At 53.5% G+C, this 21,072-nt stretch carries 18 protein-coding genes and 2 tRNA genes; 2 read left to right on the forward strand and 18 right to left on the reverse strand.

Annotated features, from left to right (window positions below):
- Positions 1 to 111: 111 nt before the first annotated feature.
- The 11 genes from ABLV11_RS19565 to ABLV11_RS19615 all read right to left on the reverse strand — a co-directional run bounded on the left by ABLV11_RS19565 (position 112) and on the right by ABLV11_RS19615 (position 12,429).
- Entirely contained in the window at positions 112 to 2,064 is a 1,953-nt protein-coding gene (locus ABLV11_RS19565; RefSeq protein WP_016809829.1) for a DEAD/DEAH family ATP-dependent RNA helicase, read from the reverse strand.
- A complete protein-coding gene (yrbN, locus tag ABLV11_RS19570; RefSeq protein WP_085903200.1) occupies positions 2,057 to 2,137 on the reverse strand; it encodes a protein YrbN in 81 nt (26 codons plus the stop codon). Before yrbN ends, ABLV11_RS19565 begins: the two co-directional genes overlap by 8 nt.
- 100 nt (positions 2,138 to 2,237) lie before the next feature.
- Complete coding sequence (nlpI, locus tag ABLV11_RS19575) at positions 2,238 to 3,122, reverse strand: lipoprotein NlpI (RefSeq protein ID WP_004106088.1); 885 nt, start codon at positions 3,120 to 3,122, stop codon at positions 2,238 to 2,240.
- A gap of 107 nt (positions 3,123 to 3,229) precedes the next feature.
- Positions 3,230 to 5,368 carry a polyribonucleotide nucleotidyltransferase gene (pnp, locus tag ABLV11_RS19580; RefSeq protein WP_004106089.1) on the reverse strand — a complete coding sequence of 713 codons (2,139 nt, stop codon included), beginning with the start codon at positions 5,366 to 5,368 and terminating at the stop codon, positions 3,230 to 3,232.
- A gap of 241 nt (positions 5,369 to 5,609) precedes the next feature.
- Positions 5,610 to 5,879 (reverse strand): 30S ribosomal protein S15, encoded by a 270-nt coding sequence (gene rpsO / locus ABLV11_RS19585; RefSeq protein WP_004106090.1) that lies wholly within the window; start codon positions 5,877 to 5,879, stop codon positions 5,610 to 5,612.
- 147 nt (positions 5,880 to 6,026) lie between these two features.
- On the reverse strand, positions 6,027 to 6,971 hold the full coding sequence (gene truB / locus ABLV11_RS19590; protein WP_004106091.1) for a tRNA pseudouridine(55) synthase TruB: 945 nt from the start codon (positions 6,969 to 6,971) through the stop codon (positions 6,027 to 6,029).
- Positions 6,971 to 7,372, reverse strand: coding sequence for a 30S ribosome-binding factor RbfA (rbfA, locus tag ABLV11_RS19595; RefSeq protein ID WP_004106092.1), 402 nt, complete (start codon positions 7,370 to 7,372; stop codon positions 6,971 to 6,973). Before rbfA ends, truB begins: the two co-directional genes overlap by 1 nt.
- Positions 7,373 to 7,463: 91 nt before the next feature.
- Positions 7,464 to 10,154, reverse strand: coding sequence for a translation initiation factor IF-2 (infB, locus tag ABLV11_RS19600; protein ID WP_004106093.1), 2,691 nt, complete (start codon positions 10,152 to 10,154; stop codon positions 7,464 to 7,466).
- 24 nt (positions 10,155 to 10,178) lie between these two features.
- The gene (nusA, locus tag ABLV11_RS19605; protein ID WP_004106094.1) at positions 10,179 to 11,666 is read right to left on the reverse strand and encodes a transcription termination factor NusA; all 1,488 of its coding nucleotides are present in this window, start codon (positions 11,664 to 11,666) and stop codon (positions 10,179 to 10,181) included.
- Positions 11,667 to 11,693: 27 nt separating this feature from the next.
- The gene (rimP, locus tag ABLV11_RS19610) at positions 11,694 to 12,146 is read right to left on the reverse strand and encodes a ribosome maturation factor RimP (protein ID WP_004125659.1); all 453 of its coding nucleotides are present in this window, start codon (positions 12,144 to 12,146) and stop codon (positions 11,694 to 11,696) included.
- 206 nt (positions 12,147 to 12,352) lie between these two features.
- Positions 12,353 to 12,429 (reverse strand) — tRNA-Met (locus ABLV11_RS19615).
- 307 nt (positions 12,430 to 12,736) lie between these two features.
- Between ABLV11_RS19615 and argG the strand changes: the two genes are divergently transcribed.
- Positions 12,737 to 14,080 carry an argininosuccinate synthase gene (gene argG, locus ABLV11_RS19620; RefSeq protein WP_004106101.1) on the forward strand — a complete coding sequence of 448 codons (1,344 nt, stop codon included), beginning with the start codon at positions 12,737 to 12,739 and terminating at the stop codon, positions 14,078 to 14,080.
- Positions 14,081 to 14,234: 154 nt separating this feature from the next.
- Here argG and ABLV11_RS19625 read toward each other — a convergent pair.
- The 6 genes from ABLV11_RS19625 to rlmE all read right to left on the reverse strand — a co-directional run bounded on the left by ABLV11_RS19625 (position 14,235) and on the right by rlmE (position 19,833).
- Positions 14,235 to 14,321 (reverse strand) — tRNA-Leu (locus ABLV11_RS19625).
- A gap of 14 nt (positions 14,322 to 14,335) precedes the next feature.
- Positions 14,336 to 14,665, reverse strand: coding sequence for a preprotein translocase subunit SecG (gene secG, locus ABLV11_RS19630; protein WP_004106103.1), 330 nt, complete (start codon positions 14,663 to 14,665; stop codon positions 14,336 to 14,338).
- A gap of 229 nt (positions 14,666 to 14,894) precedes the next feature.
- The gene (gene glmM, locus ABLV11_RS19635; protein WP_004106105.1) at positions 14,895 to 16,232 is read right to left on the reverse strand and encodes a phosphoglucosamine mutase; all 1,338 of its coding nucleotides are present in this window, start codon (positions 16,230 to 16,232) and stop codon (positions 14,895 to 14,897) included.
- Positions 16,225 to 17,073 carry a dihydropteroate synthase gene (folP, locus tag ABLV11_RS19640; protein WP_126489592.1) on the reverse strand — a complete coding sequence of 283 codons (849 nt, stop codon included), beginning with the start codon at positions 17,071 to 17,073 and terminating at the stop codon, positions 16,225 to 16,227. Before folP ends, glmM begins: the two co-directional genes overlap by 8 nt.
- A gap of 96 nt (positions 17,074 to 17,169) precedes the next feature.
- Positions 17,170 to 19,104 carry an ATP-dependent zinc metalloprotease FtsH gene (gene ftsH, locus ABLV11_RS19645; protein ID WP_004854549.1) on the reverse strand — a complete coding sequence of 645 codons (1,935 nt, stop codon included), beginning with the start codon at positions 19,102 to 19,104 and terminating at the stop codon, positions 17,170 to 17,172.
- Between the two features lie 99 nt (positions 19,105 to 19,203).
- Positions 19,204 to 19,833, reverse strand: a complete 630-nt coding sequence (gene rlmE, locus ABLV11_RS19650; RefSeq protein WP_004106110.1) for a 23S rRNA (uridine(2552)-2'-O)-methyltransferase RlmE — start codon at positions 19,831 to 19,833, stop codon at positions 19,204 to 19,206.
- A 124-nt stretch (positions 19,834 to 19,957) separates the two neighbouring features.
- Between rlmE and yhbY the strand changes: the two genes are divergently transcribed.
- Complete coding sequence (yhbY, locus tag ABLV11_RS19655) at positions 19,958 to 20,251, forward strand: ribosome assembly RNA-binding protein YhbY (RefSeq protein ID WP_004139797.1); 294 nt, start codon at positions 19,958 to 19,960, stop codon at positions 20,249 to 20,251.
- Between the two features lie 152 nt (positions 20,252 to 20,403).
- On the opposite strand, the gene greA is transcribed toward yhbY, so the two are convergent.
- Positions 20,404 to 20,880 carry a transcription elongation factor GreA gene (gene greA, locus ABLV11_RS19660; protein ID WP_004106115.1) on the reverse strand — a complete coding sequence of 159 codons (477 nt, stop codon included), beginning with the start codon at positions 20,878 to 20,880 and terminating at the stop codon, positions 20,404 to 20,406.
- Positions 20,881 to 21,072: the final 192 nt, after the last annotated feature.

A 21,072-nucleotide genomic window follows, 5' to 3' on the forward strand; every position in this document is an offset into this window, starting at 1 on the left:
GTTATCAATGTGACGCACTGTACCAGTACACGAGTACAAAGGAAATAAAAAAAGCCCCAATCGTTAAGATCGGGGCTGTATCGTTTACTTTACGTTAGCGGAAAGCGCTAATTATGCATCGCCACCGAAACGACGACGACCTGCGGAGTCGTCACGACGCGGCGCTGAAGCATCATCGCGGCGCGGCGCGCGGCCACCCTCGCGACGTTCACCGCTGAAACGGCGACCTTCACCACGGCCGCCTTCGCGACGCTCACCGCCGAAACCACGACCTTCACGACGTTCACCGCCGCCGAAGCTACGGCCGCCTTCACGACGCTCACCGCCGCCACGACGTTCGCCGCTGCGCTCAGGGCGCGGCTGAGCATCGCCCAGCAACTGCATGTTCATCGGCTTGTTCAGGATGCGGGTACGCGTAAAGTGCTGCAGCACTTCGCCCGGCATGCCTTTCGGCAGTTCGATGGTGGAGTGAGAACCAAACAGCTTGATGTTACCAATGTAACGGCTGCTGATATCACCTTCGTTCGCGATGGCGCCAACGATATGACGAACTTCAACGCCGTCATCACGGCCCACTTCAATGCGGTACAGTTCCATATCGCCAACGTCACGGCGCTCACGCTTCGGACGATCTTCGCCACCGCGATCGCCGCGCGGGCCACGATCGTTACGGTCGCCACGACGTTCGAAACGATCGTCACGGTCGCGGAACTCGCGCTTAGGACGCATAGGCGCATCCGGCGGCAGGATCAGCGGACGTTCGCCCTGCGCCATTTTCAGCAGCGCTGCGGCCAGCGTTTCCACGTCCAGCTCTTCGCCTTCGGCAGACGGCTGGATTTTCGCCAGCAGCGCGCGGTACTGATCCAGATCGCTGCTTTCCAGCTGCTGCTGAACTTTCGCGGCAAATTTTTCCAGGCGACGTTTGCCCAGCAGCTCTGCGTTCGGCAGTTCAACTTCCGGAATGGTCAGCTTCATCGTACGTTCGATATTGCGCAGCAGACGACGCTCGCGGTTCTCAACGAACAGCAGCGCGCGGCCAGCGCGACCCGCACGACCGGTACGGCCGATACGGTGAACGTAAGACTCGGAATCCATCGGGATATCGTAGTTAACCACCAGGCTAATACGCTCAACGTCCAGGCCACGAGCCGCAACGTCGGTTGCAATCAGGATATCCAGACGACCGTCTTTCAGACGCTCCAGAGTCTGCTCACGCAGGGACTGGTTCATGTCGCCGTTCAGCGCAGCGCTGCTATAGCCGCTACGCTCCAGCGCTTCGGCCACTTCCAGGGTCGCATTTTTGGTACGAACGAAGATAATCGCCGCATCAAAATCTTCCGCTTCCAGGAAACGCACCAGCGCTTCGTTTTTACGCATACCGTAAGCAGTCCAGTAGCTCTGGCTGATGTCCGGGCGAGTCGTGACGCTGGACTGGATGCGCACTTCCTGCGGCTCTTTCATAAAGCGGCGGGTAATACGACGAATCGCTTCCGGCATGGTGGCAGAGAACAGAGCGGTCTGATGACCCTCCGGGATCTGCGCCATAATGGTTTCTACGTCTTCGATGAAGCCCATGCGCAGCATTTCGTCAGCTTCATCCAGTACCAGACCGCTCAGTTTAGAGAGATCCAGCGTACCGCGTTTCAGGTGGTCCAGCAGACGACCCGGGGTACCGACAACGATTTGCGGCCCCTGACGCAGTGCGCGCAGCTGCACGTCATAACGCTGGCCGCCGTACAGGGCAACCACGTTTACGCCGCGCATATGTTTAGAGAACTCCGTCATTGCTTCAGCAACCTGTACCGCCAGTTCGCGGGTCGGTGCCAGCACCAGAATCTGCGGTGCTCTCAGCTCAGGATCAATGTTGTTCAGCAGCGGTAAAGAGAACGCTGCGGTTTTACCGCTACCCGTCTGGGCCATACCCAGAACGTCGCGGCCGCCCAGCAGATGCGGAATGCACTCAGCCTGGATCGGAGATGGTTTTTCGTAACCCAGATCGTTAAGCGCTTCAAGGATGGGAGCCTTCAGGCCCAGATCTGCAAATGTGGTTTCGAATTCAGCCATGTAGTACGTGTGCCTCAAAATTAATGGCGGCCAGTCTACATAACTCATCGTGAAAATTTACGGTAATTTTCATTGAAAAGTGTGAACCGGCTCAAAGTAGGTGTATTAACGAACAACAACGCCCTCACCCGCTAAGGTGATGGCAATCAAAAAAGGGCTGATGTGTTCGTCAGCTATTGCTGGTCCGATTCTGCCAGGTCATCTTGCTCCTGGCCCAAGAGCGATAATTCCAACAATGCGTATCGGTGCTCAACGTAGTTATGAACGTTGTTTGCGACCGCCAGTTTGAACAGTGCCGTAGCGCTGTCCTTGTCCCCCAGACTTAGGTAGTACTTACCTAAATAGAAGTTGGTTTCACTGAGATGCTCAGCGAGCGAGGTGTTATCCGTTGCGTCTGCCTTCAGACGGTCCATTAGCTCTTTTTCGCTAATGTCGCCAAGGTAGAACCCGACAATGTTCCATCCCCATTGTTCTTTGTCCGACTTGTTTAAGCGCTGTCTCAGTGCTTCAAGCGCCCGCTTCTCATCGAGCTGACGCTCAGCGAGATAAAGCCACAGGCTTCGGAAAGGATCATTGGGATCGTCTTGATAAAACGCCAGCAGATCATCTTGCGCTAACTTAGCACGACCGCCGTAATACAGAGCGATGCCGCGATTTAAGTGCGCGTAGTTGTAAGTTGGATCAAGCTCAAGTACAGAATCAAACGCTTCATAGGCAGCATCAAAATTGCCTGCCTGCGTTAAATAAATGCCTAAGTAATTGAATACTTCAGGCATATCCGGTCGGATTGCCAGCGCTTGTGAAAAATCATTTCGCGCTAATGCCCTCAGACCGAGACTATCATACAACACTCCGCGCTCATATAAAAGCTGTGCGCGTTCGTCATCGGTTAAAGCCCGACTGGCAAGAATTTGTTCCATGCGCGCCAGAATCACTTCCTGCTGCAAAGTCGGTTGCAATGGCACCGCGAGGACTGCGTCCTTACGCCAGGCAGAGTTGCTGCATCCTGCCAGCGTGAGAGCTGTCGCCACGAAACACCAGCGCAAAAAAGGCTTCATTTCCCACTCCCGAAGACAACGATTGGATGAACGTCCAGTTCCCCGGCTGCAAACAGGGCTTCCTGCCCGCAATGCGCCCTCCGCAATGCGGAGGGCAAACGGCAACCTTACTCGCCCTGCTGTTCGGCAGCCGGAGCTTCCGGCGCAGCCGCAGGCTGAGTTTGTTCAGTTGCTTCTTTGATGCTCAGACGGACACGGCCCTGACGGTCAACTTCCAGAACCTTAACCGGCACTTCCTGACCCATCTGCAGATAGTCGGTCACTTTCTCAACGCGCTTGTCGGCGATCTGAGAGATGTGAACCAGACCCTCTTTACCGCCGCCAATGGCAACGAATGCGCCAAAGTCAACGATGCGGGTCACTTTACCGTTATAGATACGGCCAACTTCGATCTCAGCGGTGATCTCTTCGATACGACGAATCGCGTGCTGCGCTTTGTCGCCATCGGTTGCTGCGATTTTGACGGTACCGTCATCTTCGATTTCGATAGTGGTGCCGGTTTCTTCGGTAAGCGCGCGAATAACGGAGCCGCCTTTACCGATAACGTCTTTAATTTTGTCCGGGCTGATCTTGATCGTGTGAATACGCGGTGCGAACTCAGAGATATCGCCGCGCGGCGCGTTAATCGCCTGTTCCATCACGCCCAGGATGTGCAGACGCGCACCTTTAGCCTGGTTCAGAGCAACCTGCATGATCTCTTTGGTGATACCTTCAATTTTGATATCCATCTGCAGAGCAGAGATACCTTCACGGGAACCCGCAACTTTGAAGTCCATATCGCCCAGGTGATCTTCATCGCCCAGAATGTCAGACAGTACGACGAAGTTGTCGCCTTCTTTCACCAGACCCATTGCGATACCCGCAACGGCGGCTTTCACCGGCACACCTGCGTCCATCAGCGCCAGAGAAGCGCCACAAACGGAAGCCATGGAGGAGGAACCGTTCGATTCGGTGATTTCAGAAACCACGCGTACGGTGTACGGGAACTCTTCGATAGTCGGCATCACGGCCAGTACGCCGCGCTTAGCCAGACGACCGTGACCGATTTCACGACGCTTCGGAGAGCCGACCATTCCCGTTTCGCCTACGGAGTACGGAGGGAAGTTATAGTGGAACAGGAAGGAGTCGGTACGCTCGCCCATCAGCTCATCGATGTTCTGCGCGTCACGTGCGGTGCCCAGGGTCGCGGTAACCAGCGCCTGAGTTTCACCACGGGTAAACAGTGCTGAACCGTGGGTACGCGGCAGAACGCCGGTACGAACGTCCAGACCACGAATCATATCTTTTTCACGACCATCGATACGCGGCTCACCGGCCAGTACGCGGCTACGCACCACGTTTTTCTCGATTGCGTGCAGGATTTCGCCCAGTTCGTTAGCGTCCAGGGTTTCATCTTCCGCAACCAGGGTCGCGATAGTTTCGGATTTGATCACGTCAACCTGAGCATAACGCTCCTGTTTGTCGGTGATACGGTACGCATCGCTCAGGCGAGATTCAGCCAGCGCAGCGACGCGCGCGTTCAGCGCGGCATCAACCACTTCCGGCTGCCAGTCCCAACGCGGTTTACCGGCTTCTTTCACCAGGTCGTTGATGTTCTGAATAACAACCTGCTGCTGGTCGTGACCAAACACGACCGCGCCCAGCATCTGGTCTTCGCTCAGCAGTTCAGCTTCGGACTCAACCATCAATACTGCGGCTTCAGTACCCGCAACAACCAGATCCAGTTTGCTGGACTTCAGCTCTTCCTGGGTCGGGTTCAGCACGTACTGGTCATTAATATAACCCACGCGCGCGGCGCCAATTGGGCCGTTAAACGGAATACCGGACAGAGACAGCGCAGCGGAAGCGCCGATCATCGCGACGATATCTGGGTTAACCTGTGGGTTAACGGAAACGACGGTCGCAATAACCTGAACTTCGTTAACGAAGCCTTCCGGGAACAGCGGGCGAACCGGGCGGTCAATCAGACGCGCAATCAGGGTTTCGCCTTCGCTCGGACGGCCTTCACGACGGAAGAAACCACCCGGGATTTTACCAGCAGCGTAAGTACGCTCCTGATAGTTAACGGTCAGCGGGAAGAAATCCTGGCCTGGCTTCGCTTTTTTCTGGCCGACTACGGTAACGAATACCGCGGTGTCATCCATGCTAACCATAACGGCGGCAGTTGCCTGGCGCGCCATCATGCCGGTCTCCAGCGTTACGGTATGTTGGCCGTACTGGAATTTACGAACGATCGGATTAAGCAAAATTCTATCCTTTTATCTATAGATGATGTCAAATCCACGATAAGACATCGTATGACCCGATCTTCTGCATCCTCGCGACTAATGACAACCTTTACCCGCCCCTGCGAGTCAAGCCTCTCATTAGCCGCGCGAACCTCTGCATGAAGATCATTAATAGCAACAATACATGAGTTTTTAATGAATTGCTGCCGCCCGGTCGAAAAAAGGGGCCGTGAGGCCCCTTCTTCTGAAACTCGCAGAATTAGCGACGCAGACCCAGACGCTCGATCAGCGAAGAGTAACGTGCAACATCTTTACGTTTCAGGTAGTCGAGCAGTTTACGACGCTGAGAAACCATGCGCAGCAGACCACGACGGCTGTGGTGATCTTTTTTGTGCTCTGCAAAGTGACCCTGCAGGTGGTTGATCTGTGCAGTCAGCAGTGCAACCTGAACTTCAGTAGAACCGCTGTCGTTTTCGCCACGACCGAACTCAGAAACGATTTTTGCTTTAGCTTCAACGCTTAGAGACATTTTCGAACTCCAAAATTAAAAGAAAGAAAGGGTGCCGATCTCTAATTCAGCAACCCCTGATATAACGCTCGCAAATGTTAAAACACTTTGGCGGACGTTAAGCGGCGATATTCTACTCGCAGCAGCCTTTTATCGCAAGGAAAGCGCTCAGGCAGGGTATTCAACCACCAGACGACGAGGCGCCACGCGGCCTTCATCATCGATTTCCCCCATGCCAAGAAACTTCTCGTCATCACCTTCAGTGACGCGAACCAGCCCCTGCAGCGGCGCACCCGATGTCCGCACCGGATTACCGTTTTTAAAGTAGATGGCGGAGGTTTCCGGAATATTCACCAGCGGGTAATCCGAAGCCGGGCTGTCCATCGGCATCAACAGCGGGTCCAACAGCTGGGCTGCGGGAATATCCTGCGCATTGGCTTGTTCAACCAGCGCCTGCAGCTGCTCCAGCGTCACCATCCGTTCGACGGGATATTTACTGACCGCCAGGCGACGCAGGAAAGTGACGTGCGCGCCGCATCCAAGCTTCTCGCCTAAATCATCAATAATCGTGCGAATGTAGGTGCCTTTGGAGCAATGAATTTCCAGCTCAAGCTCCGTCCCCTCATGGCGGATAAACAGCAGCTCGTAAACCGTAATCGGCCGGGATTCACGCGGTACTTCAATCCCCTGACGGGCATATTCGTACAGTTTTTTCCCCTGGTATTTCAGCGCCGAATACATCGACGGCACCTGCTGGGTTTCACCACGAAAGCCATCGAGCGCGGCTGCCAGCTGCTCAGGACTAAAAGTCAGCGGACGTTCTTCCACCACCTGGCCGTCGGCATCAGAGGTATCGGTGCGCTGGCCAAGTTTAGCAATCACGCGGTAGCGCTTGTCAGAATCGAGCAGATACTGGGAAAATTTTGTCGCTTCCCCGAGGCAAATTGGCAGCATGCCGGTCGCCAGCGGATCCAGCGCTCCCGTATGCCCTGCCCGGTTAGCATTATAAAGTCGTTTAACTTTCTGCAGCACGTCGTTGCTGGATGCGCCTTGCGGTTTATCCAGCAACAGTACGCCGTGCACGTCGCGACCGCGACGACGAGGACGACTCATTAGTCCTCCTTACTGTCGTCCGGGTTCACACGACGCTCATCGTCATGTTTCACCACGCTGGTCACCAGGTTCGACATGCGCATTCCTTCGACTAATGAATTGTCGTAGAAGAAGGTCAGTTCCGGCACGATACGCAGGCGCATTGCTTTGCCCAGCAGCGAGCGAATAAAACCAGACGCTTCCTGCAAAGCCTTGATGCCCGCTTTCACGGCGGCTTCGTCTTTGTCGTTCAGGAAGGTCACAAACACTTTGGCATAGGCCAGGTCGCGGGACATCTCGACGCCTGAAACCGTGGTCATCATGCCCAGACGCGGGTCTTTAATTTCGCGCTGCAGGATGATTGCGATCTCTTTTTGCATCTCCTGAGCCACGCGCTGCGGGCGACCAAATTCTTTCGCCATAATAAATTCTCCAGACAAATAAGGGGGCCACGCGGCCCCCTTTAATTTTGTATAACCGGGTGGCGCTGCGCTTCCCCGGCCTACTAAACGATTAATCGATGGTACGTTGAATCTCGATGATTTCGAACACTTCGATCATATCGCCAACGCGAACGTCGTTGTAGTTCTTAACGCCGATACCACACTCCATGCCGTTACGAACTTCGTTAACGTCATCTTTGAAGCGGCGCAGGGATTCCAGCTCGCCTTCATAGATAACCACGTTGTCGCGCAGTACGCGGATTGGGTTATGGCGCTTAATCGTACCTTCAGTAACCATACAGCCTGCGATGGCGCCGAATTTCGGCGATTTGAACACATCACGGACTTCGGCCAGACCAATGATCTGCTGTTTCAGTTCCGGAGACAGCATGCCGCTCATCGCTGCTTTCACTTCGTCGATCAGATGATAGATGACGGAGTAGTAGCGCAGATCCAGGCTTTCCGCGTCGATAACTTTACGTGCGGATGCATCAGCACGAACGTTAAAGCCAACCAGAATCGCGTTGGAGGCAGCGGCCAGGGTTGCGTCGGTTTCGGTGATACCACCTACGCCGGAACCGATAATCTTCACTTTCACTTCGTCAGTAGACAGTTTCAGCAAGGAGTCGGAGATCGCTTCCACAGAACCCTGCACGTCCGCTTTGAGGACGATGTTCACTTCGTGAACTTCGCCTTCGGTCATGTTGGCGAACATGTTCTCAAGTTTAGATTTCTGCTGACGAGCCAGCTTAACTTCACGGAATTTACCCTGACGATACAGCGCAACTTCACGTGCTTTCTTCTCGTCACGAACGACGGTCACTTCGTCACCGGCAGCCGGTACGCCTGACAGGCCGAGGATTTCCACCGGAATGGATGGACCCGCTTCCAGCACTTCCTGACCCAGTTCGTTACGCATCGCACGAACGCGACCATATTCGAAACCGCACAGGACGATGTCACCCTTGTGCAGCGTACCTTCGCGTACCAGAACGGTAGCAACCGGACCACGACCTTTATCCAGGAAGGATTCGATAACCGCGCCGCTCGCCATACCTTTACGAACCGCTTTCAGCTCCAGAACTTCAGCCTGCAGCAGGATTGCGTCCAGCAGTTCGTCGATGCCGGTACCCGCTTTAGCAGACACGTGGACGAACTGGCTTTCACCGCCCCACTCTTCCGGCAGAATGCCGTACTGGGACAGTTCGTTTTTAACGCGATCCGGATCCGCTTCCGGCTTATCGATTTTGTTCACCGCAACCACGACCGGCACACCCGCCGCTTTCGCGTGCTGGATTGCTTCGATGGTCTGCGGCATCACGCCGTCGTCTGCGGCCACAACCAGAACCACGATATCCGTCGCCTGAGCACCACGAGCACGCATAGAGGTGAACGCGGCGTGGCCCGGGGTATCCAGGAAGGTGATCATACCGTTGTCGGTTTCGACGTGGTACGCACCGATATGCTGAGTAATGCCGCCCGCTTCGCCAGAGGCCACTTTCGTTGAACGAATGTAATCCAGCAGAGAGGTTTTACCGTGGTCAACGTGACCCATGATAGTCACAACCGGTGCGCGCGGTTCCGCCGCAGCGCCGGTGTCACGGTCGCTCATTACCGCTTCTTCCAGCTCGTTTTCACGACGCAGGATAACTTTGTGGCCCATCTCTTCGGCAACCAGCTGTGCGGTTTCCTGGTCGATGACCTGGTTAATCGTCGCCATAGCGCCCAGCTTCATCATCGCTTTGATGACCTGAGAACCTTTAACGGCCATCTTGTTGGCCAGATCGCCAACGGTGATGGTTTCACCGATGATAACATCACGGTTAACCGCCTGAGCCGGCTTCTGGAAGCCTTGCTGCAGAGCCGAACCCTTACGATGTTTACCACCTTTACCGCCGCGAACGGCCGCACGGGCTTCTTCACGATCGGCTTTCGATTCAGCGTGTTTGTTGCCTTTCTTAGCCGGACGCGCTGCTTTCGCATTACGTCCACGGCCGCGACCGCCTTCAACTTCACGATCGTTATCGTCTTCAGCCTGACGCGCATGCTGAGAAGTTGTTACGTGATAGTCAGTGGTCTCTTCAGGCGTTTCTGGCGCTTCAGTCCAGTTCTTTTCGTTTTCTTGAGCCATACGGCGTGCTTCTTCCGCTACACGGCGCGCTTCTTCTTCAAGTTTGCGGCGTGCTTCTTCTTCCGATTTGCGCTTCAGCTCCGCAGCTTCGTTTTCGCGGCGTTGCTTTTCAGCCTGGGCGGTTTTGGTCATATCGTCGGTTTGTTGATTGCTCACTTTGTCTTTTTCCGCGGCTTCACGTTTCGCTTTATCGGCGAGTTCACGTTTCGCTTGTTCTGCGGCCTCACGTTCAGCTTTTAATTGCGCCTCGCGTTTGGCAGCTTCTTCTGCCTCACGACGGGCTTGCTCTTCCGCTTCACGCTGCGCCTGCTCTTCCGCGGCAAGGCGTTCGGCCTCTTGCGGATCGCGTTTCACAAAGGTGCGTTTCTTGCGGACTTCGATTTGTACCGACTTACTCTTTCCACCGGTACCCGGAATATTTAACGTGCTGCGCGTTTTGCGCTGCAGCGTCAGCTTGTCGGGCGCTGAGCCGTGTTCACGGTTCAGGTGCGTCAACAAGGTTTGCTTCTCTTGCGCGGTCACAGAATCATCAGCCGATTTGCGGATCCCTGCATCAGCAAATTGCTGTATCAGGCGATCCACAGAGGTCTGAATCTCTGAGGCCAGCGCTTTAATGGTCACATCTGTCATGCTGTTCCTTCCTGCTACAGTTTATTACGCTTCGTCGCCGAACCAACAAATATTACGAGCGGCCATGATAAGTTCTCCGGCTTTCTCGTCGGTCAAGCCTTCGATATCAGCCAGATCATCAATGCCCTGCTCGGCGAGATCTTCCAGCGTACAAACACCACGGGCGGCCAGGGTGAATGCCAGGGTGCGATCCATACCTTCCAGATTCAACAGATCGTCGGCAGGTTTGCTGTCTCCCAGGCTCTCTTCTTTGGCCAGCGCCAGCGTGGTCAGCGCGTTTTTCGCCCGCTCACGAAGTGCTTCAACGGTCGGTTCATCCAGACCGTCAATTTCCAGCAGTTCTTTCATTGGCACATAGGCCAGTTCTTCCAGAGTGGCGAAACCTTCTTCAACCAGCAGCGTGGCGAAATCTTCATCAATATCAAGATATTTAGTGAAGGTATCAATCGCTGCATGGGCTTCAGCCTGATGCTTAGCCTGGAGGTCATCAACGGTCATGACGTTCAGTTCCCAGCCGCTCAGCTGAGACGCCAGACGGACGTTCTGACCGTTACGGCCAATGGCCTGCGCCAGGTTGCCCGCTTCGACTGCGATATCCATGGTGTGCTTGTCTTCATCTACCACGATAGAGGCGACGTCAGCCGGAGCCATGGCGTTAATGACAAATTGCGCCGGGTTATCGTCCCACAGCACGATATCAATACGCTCGCCGCCCAGTTCAGTCGAGACTGCCTGAACGCGCGCGCCGCGCATACCGACGCAGGCACCCACCGGATCGATGCGCTTATCGTTGGTTTTAACCGCGATTTTAGCACGAGAGCCAGGATCGCGAGCCGCCGCTTTAATTTCGAGAACTTCTTCACCAATTTCCGGAACTTCAATGCGGAACAGTTCAATCAGCATTTCCGGCTTGGAACGCGTCACGAACAGCTGCGCGCCACGCGCTTCCGGGCGGACTGCGTACAGTACGCCGCGGATACGGTCACCCGGACGGAAGTTTTCACGCGGCAGCATGTCTTCACGCAGGATCACGGCTTCAGCGTTGTTGCCCAGATCCAGCGTAATGTTGTCGCGATTCACTTTCTTCACTACGCCCGTGATAATTTCACCTTCGTGCTCACGGAACTGATCAACGACCATTGCGCGTTCGGCTTCACGTACTTTTTGTACGATAACCTGCTTCGCAGTCTGCGTAGTGATACGGTCAAAGGTGACAGATTCAATCTGGTCTTCGACGTAATCGCCAGGATTCATGCTTTCATCTTCGAAACGCGCAGCTTCCAGCGTGATTTCGCGCGTCGGCTGGGTGACTTCTTCCACAACCAGCCAGCGACGGAATGTGTCGAAATCACCGCTTTTACGATCGATTTCTACGCGAACGTCGATCTCTTGTTCATATTTTTTCTTAGTAGCCGTTGCTAACGCACTTTCCAACGCTTCGAAAATTTTCTCACGCGGCAGCGCCTTTTCGTTGGAAACGGCTTCAACAACAGCCAAAATTTCTTTGTTCATCGGGGCCTTTCACCTCAATCCAGACTGTTAAAAGTGGGGAACCAGGTTCGCCTTCTGGATGTTACTCAGCGCGAACACTTCATCTTTGCCTTCGACGGTTACCGTGATCATCTCACCGTCTACCGCTTTGATAAGGCCCTGCCATTTGCGTCGGTTCTGTACCGCCATGCGCAAAACCAGCGAAACTTCTTCGCCGATGAAACGCTCATAGTGTTCGGCGGTAAACATAGGACGATCGAGACCAGGGGAAGAAACTTCCAGGTTATAAGCGACTGTAATCGGGTCTTCTACGTCCATAACAGCACTGACCTGGTGACTCACATCAGCACAATCATCAACATTGATGCCATCTTCACTATCAATATAGATGCGCAGTGTGGATGTGCGACCGCGAATAAATTCGATGCCGACCAGCTCAAAGCCAAGCGCTTCAACTGGCGCTGTGAGCATCTCTGTTAATTTTTGCTCTAATGTGGACAAACCCACCCCCAAGACATAAAAAAAGGGCGTATAGCCCAGTTATTCTGAAGTCAGATAACAAAAAACCCCGATAAATCGGGGCTTTAGATAACTGAACCCTGAGATCGCAACTGCGATCTGGAACACTTTCCAGAAGAATTCTTTCAAATTCGTCTACGAAGGACCCGGTCCTCACAGTATATTTGAAAAAGTACTTAATGGGAAAGTGGTTGCGGGGGCCGGATTTGAACCGACGACCTTCGGGTTATGAGCCCGACGAGCTACCAGGCTGCTCCACCCCGCGCCTGAAACGTGGCATATTTTACTCGTTTTGAGCAAAATACGCAAATACTGCTGGGATTTGGTACCGAGAGACGGGACATAAAATCATAGTGAATTGTATTGATACTTCATATATTTTGTCAACATGAATTTCACATAGCGGGTTTCGGTTCGTGCTGGTATTTCAGGGTTTTTTGGTAAAAAGCGGTTTCGCCTCTTCCTGTCACCAGCAAAAGATGATTAAATGAAAACTCACAATTAATGCATAAACATGCAATAAAGATTGTTGAGTCAAACTCACCACAGTCTCTCTAGCAGGGTTTTATTTTATGACGACGATTCTCAAGCATCTCCCGGTAGGACAACGTATTGGTATTGCTTTTTCTGGTGGGCTGGATACCAGCGCCGCGCTGCTGTGGATGCGTAAAAAGGGAGCAGTCCCTTATGCATATACCGCTAACCTGGGACAGCCAGACGAAGACGATTACGAAGCCATTCCTCGTCGTGCCAAAGAGTATGGTGCTGAAGGAGCTCGTCTGATCGACTGCCGTAAGCAGCTGGTTGCGGAAGGTATTGCTGCAATCCAGTGCGGTGCATTTCATAACACCACCGGCGGGTTGACCTACTTTAATACCACTCCGCTGGGCCGCGCAGTGACCGGTACTATGCTGGTTGCCGCGATGAAAGAAGACGGCGTTAACATCTGGGGCGACGGTAGTACCTATAAAGGCAACGATATCGAACGTTTCTATCGTTACGGCCTGCTGACCAACGCAGAGCTGAAAATTTACAAACCGTGGCTGGATAGCGACTTTATCGACGAGTTAGGCGGCCGCCAGGAGATGTCAGAATTTATGATTTCCTGCGGGTTTGACTATAAAATGTCCGTTGAAAAAGCCTACTCAACCGACTCCAATATGCTGGGAGCTACGCACGAGGCTAAAGACCTTGAGTTCCTGAACTCCAGCGTCAAGATTGTGAACCCGATTATGGGCGTGAAGTTCTGGGATGAAAGCGTCAAAATTCCTGCGGAAGAAGTCACCGTCCGCTTTGAACAAGGCCACCCGGTTGCGCTGAATGGACAGACCTTTAGCGATGACGTTGAGCTGATGCTGGAAGCTAATCGCATCGGCGGCCGCCATGGACTCGGCATGAGCGATCAGATCGAAAACCGTATCATCGAAGCGAAGAGCCGCGGCATTTATGAAGCCCCCGGGATGGCGCTGCTGCATATTGCCTATGAGCGTCTGCTGACCGGTATTCATAATGAAGATACCATCGAACAATATCACGCACACGGTCGTCAGCTGGGTCGTCTGCTGTATCAGGGGCGCTGGTTCGACTCACAGGCTCTGATGCTACGCGACGGCCTGCAGCGCTGGGTGGCCAGCCAAATCACCGGCGAAGTGACCCTTGAACTGCGTCGCGGCAACGACTATTCCATCCTGAATACCGTGTCAGATAATCTGACCTATAAAGCAGAACGCCTGACCATGGAAAAAGGCGACTCAATGTTCTCCGCTGAGGACCGTATCGGCCAGCTGACAATGCGCAATCTGGATATCACCGATACCCGCGATAAGCTGTTTGGCTACGCTCAGTCCGGACTGCTGACCGCCTCTTCCGCCACCGGCTTGCCGCAGGTGGAAAACCTGGAAAATAAAGCTAAGTAACATCCCTGAGAAAACAGTAAAGGCCGCGCAAGCGGCCTTTTTTATGCTGTGAAATCCCGCCCCCAACTGAAGAGGAATATCAGCCGCTTATGCGACTGCGCACTTTTCTCTGGACGAAAAAAAAGACGCTTTTCAGCGTCTTTTTTCAGGAAATTGGTACCGAGGATGGGACTCGAACCCACAAGCCCGTTAGGGCACTACCACCTCAAGGTAGCGTGTCTACCAATTCCACCACCTCGGTACGGATACTACTTATCAGTGCGGGATGTCGCTGCTCGGCTGTGCCGGAGCTGTCGGCTGAGTTTGCTCGGTTTTCGGAGCGCTCAGGTTATCCCACTCACTTCCTTTGTTGGTCTTGTTGCTGTTGATATTACCCAGCGCCAGACTGATGATGAAGAACAGCGCAGCCAGGATACCAGTCATGCGGGTCATGAAGTTACCAGAACCGCTGGATCCAAACAGAGTGCCGGAAGCGCCTGCTCCGAAGGAGGCTCCCATATCAGCGCCTTTACCTTGCTGCAGCATAATCAGACCAACAAGGCCAATTGCCACAATAAGGAAAACAACTAAAAGAGCTTCGTACATAATCAACCTGTTCCTTGCGGATTCGCCGCATACCAAGTGCTTCGACCAATAAAGCGGGACGTATTAACGTTTCCCACTGAAGCGGGTGTGAATACTAACCAAAGCGAATGACCTTCGCAAGGGCAATTTCAACGCATTGTATCAAGTGCGGAAAAAAACAGCAAAAAGCGATTTTTTGTCGATTAAAAAGGCGGCAAGCGTCGCCTTTTTAATTACTTAGCCAGACAAATTACACGCTTTTTACGGCATCAGCGATACGATGGGCGAACTCGTGCACCTTTTCTTCATGCTCGCCTTCCACCATAACGCGAATCAGCGGCTCGGTGCCTGATTTACGCAGCAGGACGCGGCCACGATTGCCCAGCTCAGCCTCCACTTCTGCCGTGACCGCTTTTACGTGTTCATGTTCCAGCGGGTTACCGCTACCTTCGGTAAAGCGGACATTAACCAGCAGTTGCGGGAACATTTTCATTCCGCTACACAGATCGTGCAGGCTCATATGGTTACGCACCATCGCCGCCACCACCTGCAGGCTGGCGACAATCCCATCCCCCGTGGTGGTTTTGTCCAGCAGGATCACATGGCCGGAGTTTTCGGCACCGATGCGCCAGCCTTTCTCCTGCAGTTTTTCCAGCACATAACGGTCACCTACCTTCGCGCGAACGAAAGGAATACCCAGCTGTTTGAGCGCCAGTTCAAGCCCCATGTTGCTCATGAGCGTCCCGACGGCGCCGCCACGCAGTTGCCCCTGGCGCAGACCTTCGCGAGCTATGATGTAGAGGATCTGGTCACCGTCGACTTTATTGCCTTCATGGTCCACCATTATGACCCGATCGCCATCGCCATCGTAGGCAATACCCAGGTCGGCTTTTTCCTCCAGCACGCGCGCCTGCAGAGCACGAACATCCGTCGCTCCGACTTCTTCATTGATGTTGAGTCCATCAGGCTCACAGCCCATGGCGATCACCTGAGCGCCCAGCTCGCGGAAAACACTCGGGGCGATATGGTAAGTCGCGCCGTGAGCGCAATCGACCACCACCTTCAAGGAGTTGAGGCTCAGCTCGTTCGGAAAGGTGCCTTTGCAAAACTCGATATAGCGACCAGCGGCGTCGACGATACGGCTGGCTTTGCCCAGCTCGGCGGAATCAACGCAGGTCAGCTCTTTTTCCATTTCGGCTTCAATGGCTTCTTCAACTTCATCCGGGAGCTTAGTCCCTTCGATAGAGAAGAATTTAATGCCGTTATCATAGAACGGATTATGCGAAGCGGAGATCACAATTCCGGCCTCCGCGCGGAAGGTTCGCGTCAGATAGGCAATTGCCGGCGTTGGCATTGGGCCGGTAAAAGAAGCCGATAACCCTGCGGCAGCCAGGCCAGCCTCCAGCGCGGACTCCAGCATATAGCCTGAAATACGGGTATCTTTACCGATAATAATCTTGCGCGAACCGTGGCGCGCCAGCACCTTTCCAGCCGCCCAGCCCAGCTTTAAGACAAATTCTGGCGTTATTGGCGCATCGCCTACGCGGCCACGGATACCATCAGTACCAAAATATTTGCGGTTACTCATAACGTTTATTTTCCTTAGCGGCCAGGGTAGCTTCCACCACACGCAGCGCTTCTACCGTTTCTTTGACATCATGGACGCGAATAATCTGCGCGCCCTGCATTGCAGCAATGACTGCGCAAGCCAGGCTGCCATTCAGGCGTTCTTTCGGCCCGACATTAAGCAACTGGCCTACCATCGACTTACGCGACATACCGACCAGTAGCGGAAGACCGAAATGATGGAACTCGCTGAGTCGGGCAAGCAGTTCATAATTATGGGAAAGATTTTTACCGAAACCGAATCCCGGGTCGAGCAGCAATTTATCTTTTGCGATACCGGCCCGCTCGCAGCGCACAATATGTTCGACAAAAAAGCGTTCAACGTCAGCAAAGACATCCGCGTATTTAGGGGCATCCTGCATGGTCTTGGGCTGGCCCTGCATATGCATCAGGCACACCGGCAAGCCGGTTTCCGCCGCAGCCTCCAGCGCTCCCGGTTCGGTTAACGAACGGATATCATTGACGATATGCGCCCCCACGCGCGCTGATTCACGAATCACCTCCGGTTTAGAGGTATCAACGGAGATCCACACTTCGAAGCGCTGGGCAATGGCTTCTACCGTCGGAATGACTCGAGCAAGCTCTTCCTCAACGCTGACATCTGCGGCCCCCGGGCGCGTCGATTCCCCACCGATATCAATAATAGTCGCTCCGGCATTAATCATCAGATTGGCATGTTTAACGGCTTCTACCAGCGTATTGTGAGTCCCGCCGTCAGAGAACGAATCCGGGGTGACGTTAAGAATTCCCATTACATGGGGGTGGGAGAGATCGAGGGTTGAACCCTGGGCTTCAAGTTTCATCGCTATGTCCCTGAGTCAGAGAAAGATTGAAAAAGAAAAACCCCGGAGCAAACGCCCTGGGGTTTTAAAAGTACAACAGCATCAATGACGGCTAACTTATTTGTCGCCCAGCTGTTCTGACATGGTATTACCCGGGTTTGGCGTACGCGGTTCATCAACCGGACGCGGCGCACGAGGCGTGCCGTTATTGTCAGAATTGTTGGACGAACCCGGTTCTTCCCAGCCAGCTGGCGGGCGAACATCGCGGCGAGCCATCAGGTCATCAATCTGCGGAGCATCGATGGTCTCATATTTCATGAGCGCATCTTTCATCGCGTGCAGGATGTCCATGTTATCGTTCAGAAGCTGGCGTGCACGATTGTAGTTACGCTCAATCAGTGACTTCACTTCCTGGTCGATGATACGAGCCGTTTCATCGGACATATGTTTCGCTTTCGCGACGCTGCGGCCAAGGAAAACTTCGCCTTCTTCTTCGGCATACAGCAGCGGGCCGAGTTTGTCAGAGAAGCCCCACTGGGTCACCATGTTACGCGCCAGGTTAGTCGCGACTTTAATGTCGTTAGACGCACCGGTAGAAACATGCTCTACGCCGTAGATAATTTCTTCAGCCAGACGACCGCCGTACAGGGTCGAAATCTGACTTTCCAGCTTCTGACGGCTGGCGCTGATAGCGTCGCCTTCAGGCAGGAAGAAGGTAACACCGAGCGCACGACCGCGCGGAATAATTGTCACTTTGTGCACCGGATCGTGTTCCGGCACCAGGCGACCGATAATCGCATGACCCGCTTCGTGGTACGCGGTGGACTCTTTCTGCGCTTCCGTCATCACCATGGAGCGACGTTCCGCACCCATCATGATTTTGTCTTTCGCTTTCTCGAACTCAACCATCGAGACCACGCGCTTGTTGCCACGAGCGGCAAACAGCGCAGCTTCGTTTACCAGGTTCGCGAGGTCAGCACCGGAGAAGCCTGGCGTACCGCGGGCGATAATTGCCGCATCGATATCCGGCGCCAGCGGTACGCGACGCATATGCACTTTCAGGATCTGTTCACGACCGCGAACATCCGGCAGACCAACAACAACCTGACGGTCAAAGCGGCCCGGACGCAGCAGCGCAGGGTCAAGAACGTCCGGACGGTTGGTCGCCGCGATAACGATGATACCTTCGTTACCCTCAAAACCATCCATCTCAACCAGCATCTGGTTCAGCGTCTGCTCACGTTCATCGTGACCGCCGCCTAAGCCCGCGCCACGCTGGCGGCCTACGGCGTCGATTTCATCGATAAAGATGATGCACGGTGCCGCTTTCTTGGCCTGTTCGAACATGTCGCGCACGCGAGATGCGCCAACGCCCACGAACATTTCAACGAAGTCAGAACCTGAAATTGTAAAGAATGGAACCTTCGCTTCGCCTGCAATGGCCTTGGCCAGCAGGGTTTTACCGGTACCCGGAGGGCCGACCATCAGGACGCCTTTCGGGATCTTGCCGCCCAGCTTCTGGAAACGGCTCGGTTCACGCAGGTATTCAACCAGTTCACCGACTTCTTCTTTCGCTTCGTCACAACCGGCGACGTCGGCAAAAGTGGTTTTGATCTGGTCTTCCGTCAGCATGCGCGCCTTGCTCTTACCGAACGACATGGCGCCTTTGCCACCGCCGCCCTGCATCTGACGCATGAAGAAGATCCAGACGCCGATAAGAAGCAGCATCGGGAACCAGGAAATGAAGATAGAAGCCAGCAGGCTTGGCTCTTCCGGCGGTTCGCCAACCACTTTGACGTTTTTCGTCAACAGGTTATCAAGCAGCTTCGGATCGTTAACCGGAATGTAAGTCGTGTAACGGTTACTATCTTTCTTGGTAACGTTGATCTCACGTCCGTTGATACGCGCTTCGCGAACCTGGTCCTGATTGACCTCTTGCAGGAAGGTTGAATAATCTACCTTTCGGCCATTCGACTCGCTGGGCCCAAAGCTCTGGAAAACTGACATCAGCACAACGGCAATGACCAGCCAGAGTATTAGGTTTTTCGCCATGTCACTCAAGGGATTAACCTCTTATTACAACTGTGTTAAAAACAGCGTCAGGATACTCTATATCCCGCGTCTTTCAAACTTTCGTTTGAAATCTGCCGGTTATGGTTTACGCCCGGTCGCTACAATATACACTTCACGCGAACGGGCGCGAGAAGAGTCCGGCTTACGAACTTTGACCTTCGTAAACAGGGAGCGAATCTCTCTTAGATACTCATCGAAGCCTTCGCCCTGGAACACCTTCACTACAAAACTACCACCTGGCGCTAATACATCTCGAGCCATTCCAAGCGCCAGCTCCACCAGATACATGGCCCGGGGAATATCCACCGCCGGTGTTCCACACATATTTGGCGCCATATCGGACATGACAACTTGTACTTTACTGTCACCTACACGCTCAAGTAACGCTTTCAGGACTAATTCATCACGAAAGTCGCCCTGAAGGAAGTCCACACCAACGATTGGATCCATAGGTAAAAGATCGCAAGCAATGATGCGGCCGCTGTTACCGATCTGCGTAACCGCGTATTGCGACCAGCCACCGGGTGCAGCGCCGAGGTCAACTATCGTCATCCCCGGTTTAAAAATCTTGTCACTTTGCTGTATTTCATCAAGTTTAAACCAGGCACGGGAACGTAACCCCTTTTTCTGTGCCTGCTGAACATATTTATCGCTAAAGTGTTCCTGAAGCCAACGACTTGAGCTGGCAGAACGCTTTTTACCTGTCATTTAACATTCCCATTTCGGGTTCATCGTACTTCGCGACGTAAAAATCGACGCGGTAGTTTGGCGATATATGGGAGATGGCGGTAGAATGAACCGTTTTCAATCCCAACGTAAGCAAAAAAATACGATGAATCTGAGTACTAAACAAAAACAGCACCTGAAAGGTCTGGCACATCCGCTCAAGCCGGTAGTTATGCTTGGCAACAATGGTTTGACCGAAGGGGTACTGGCCGAGATTGAACAAGCGTTAGAGCACCATGAACTTATCAAGGTGAAGATCGCCTCGGAAGATCGCGAAACTAAAACCTTGATCGTGGAAGCTATCGTGCGCGAAACCGGCGCCTGTAATGTACAGGTCATCGGTAAAACGCTGGTTCTGTACCGCCCGACTAAAGAGCGTAAAATCTCGCTGCCACGCTAAGAATATCCTGGTTATCGACACAACTTTGTGTAAATCGAGGGTTTTCTGCGGGTAGACGAGCAAAATGCCATGCTCCGGACGTTGATAAAAGGCCGCTACGCGGCCTTTTTCCTTTCTTTACAATCCATCAACATCGTAGCGTTAAATTCGGATTAAAGGTACTCAACCTTGATAATTTCGAATTCAACTTCGCCGCCCGGTGTACGGATGACGACAACATCATCCTGTTCTTTACCGATTAAACCACGCGCAATCGGTGAGTTTACAGAGATCAGATTTTGCTTAAAATCGGCCTCGTCATCGCCGACGATACGATAAGTTTGCTCTTCATCGGTATCAAGATTCAGAACGCTGACTGTGGAACCAAAAATCACTCGGCCATTGTTAGGCATTTTGGTGATATCGATGACCTGCGCGTTAGACAGCTTCGCCTCGATATCCTTGATGCGTCCTTCACAGAAACCCTGCTGTTCGCGGGCAGCGTGATACTCAGCATTTTCTTTCAGATCGCCGTGCTCGCGCGCCTCAGCGATAGCCGCGATGATTTCAGGACGACGTACGGACTTCAGGAAATCCAGTTCTTCGCGCAGTTTTTCAGCGCCACGTAAGGTCATCGGAATAGCTTGCATTTGTTATACCTCTTTATCGATCCTTCATGGAGCAGACGCCGCTGCTCCGCAGCCGGTCAAGTCTTGAGCATGGCCGGAGCAAAAGAAAACCGACCCGGAAAGCGATCCCCAGGCCAGCAGCAATTTTCAATTTGATACGTATTTTAACCCGAAGTTCATTATGGGTCATCGTTTACTTTACAGGGCGTTGCA

It is taken from the genome of Klebsiella sp. GW_Kp181 (assembly GCF_040062315.1).
Taxonomy (GTDB): Bacteria; Pseudomonadota; Gammaproteobacteria; order Enterobacterales; family Enterobacteriaceae; genus Klebsiella; species Klebsiella oxytoca.

What these genes read in the sequence shown, in the direction of transcription:
- ABLV11_RS19565 (WP_016809829.1), bottom strand. Translation starts at nt 2,064, where the DNA reads ATGGCTGAATTCGAAACCACATTTGCAGATCTGGGCCTGAAGGCTCCC.
- yrbN (WP_085903200.1), bottom strand. Translation starts at nt 2,137, where the DNA reads ATGAAAATTACCGTAAATTTTCACGATGAGTTATGTAGACTGGCCGCC.
- nlpI (WP_004106088.1), bottom strand. Translation starts at nt 3,122, where the DNA reads ATGAAGCCTTTTTTGCGCTGGTGTTTCGTGGCGACAGCTCTCACGCTG.
- rpsO (WP_004106090.1), bottom strand. Translation starts at nt 5,879, where the DNA reads ATGTCTCTAAGCGTTGAAGCTAAAGCAAAAATCGTTTCTGAGTTCGGT.
- truB (WP_004106091.1), bottom strand. Translation starts at nt 6,971, where the DNA reads ATGAGTCGTCCTCGTCGTCGCGGTCGCGACGTGCACGGCGTACTGTTG.
- rbfA (WP_004106092.1), bottom strand. Translation starts at nt 7,372, where the DNA reads ATGGCGAAAGAATTTGGTCGCCCGCAGCGCGTGGCTCAGGAGATGCAA.
- infB (WP_004106093.1), bottom strand. Translation starts at nt 10,154, where the DNA reads ATGACAGATGTGACCATTAAAGCGCTGGCCTCAGAGATTCAGACCTCT.
- nusA (WP_004106094.1), bottom strand. Translation starts at nt 11,666, where the DNA reads ATGAACAAAGAAATTTTGGCTGTTGTTGAAGCCGTTTCCAACGAAAAG.
- argG (WP_004106101.1), top strand. Translation starts at nt 12,737, where the DNA reads ATGACGACGATTCTCAAGCATCTCCCGGTAGGACAACGTATTGGTATT.
- secG (WP_004106103.1), bottom strand. Translation starts at nt 14,665, where the DNA reads ATGTACGAAGCTCTTTTAGTTGTTTTCCTTATTGTGGCAATTGGCCTT.
- glmM (WP_004106105.1), bottom strand. Translation starts at nt 16,232, where the DNA reads ATGAGTAACCGCAAATATTTTGGTACTGATGGTATCCGTGGCCGCGTA.
- folP (WP_126489592.1), bottom strand. Translation starts at nt 17,073, where the DNA reads ATGAAACTTGAAGCCCAGGGTTCAACCCTCGATCTCTCCCACCCCCAT.
- ftsH (WP_004854549.1), bottom strand. Translation starts at nt 19,104, where the DNA reads ATGGCGAAAAACCTAATACTCTGGCTGGTCATTGCCGTTGTGCTGATG.
- rlmE (WP_004106110.1), bottom strand. Translation starts at nt 19,833, where the DNA reads ATGACAGGTAAAAAGCGTTCTGCCAGCTCAAGTCGTTGGCTTCAGGAA.
- yhbY (WP_004139797.1), top strand. Translation starts at nt 19,958, where the DNA reads ATGAATCTGAGTACTAAACAAAAACAGCACCTGAAAGGTCTGGCACAT.
- greA (WP_004106115.1), bottom strand. Translation starts at nt 20,880, where the DNA reads ATGCAAGCTATTCCGATGACCTTACGTGGCGCTGAAAAACTGCGCGAA.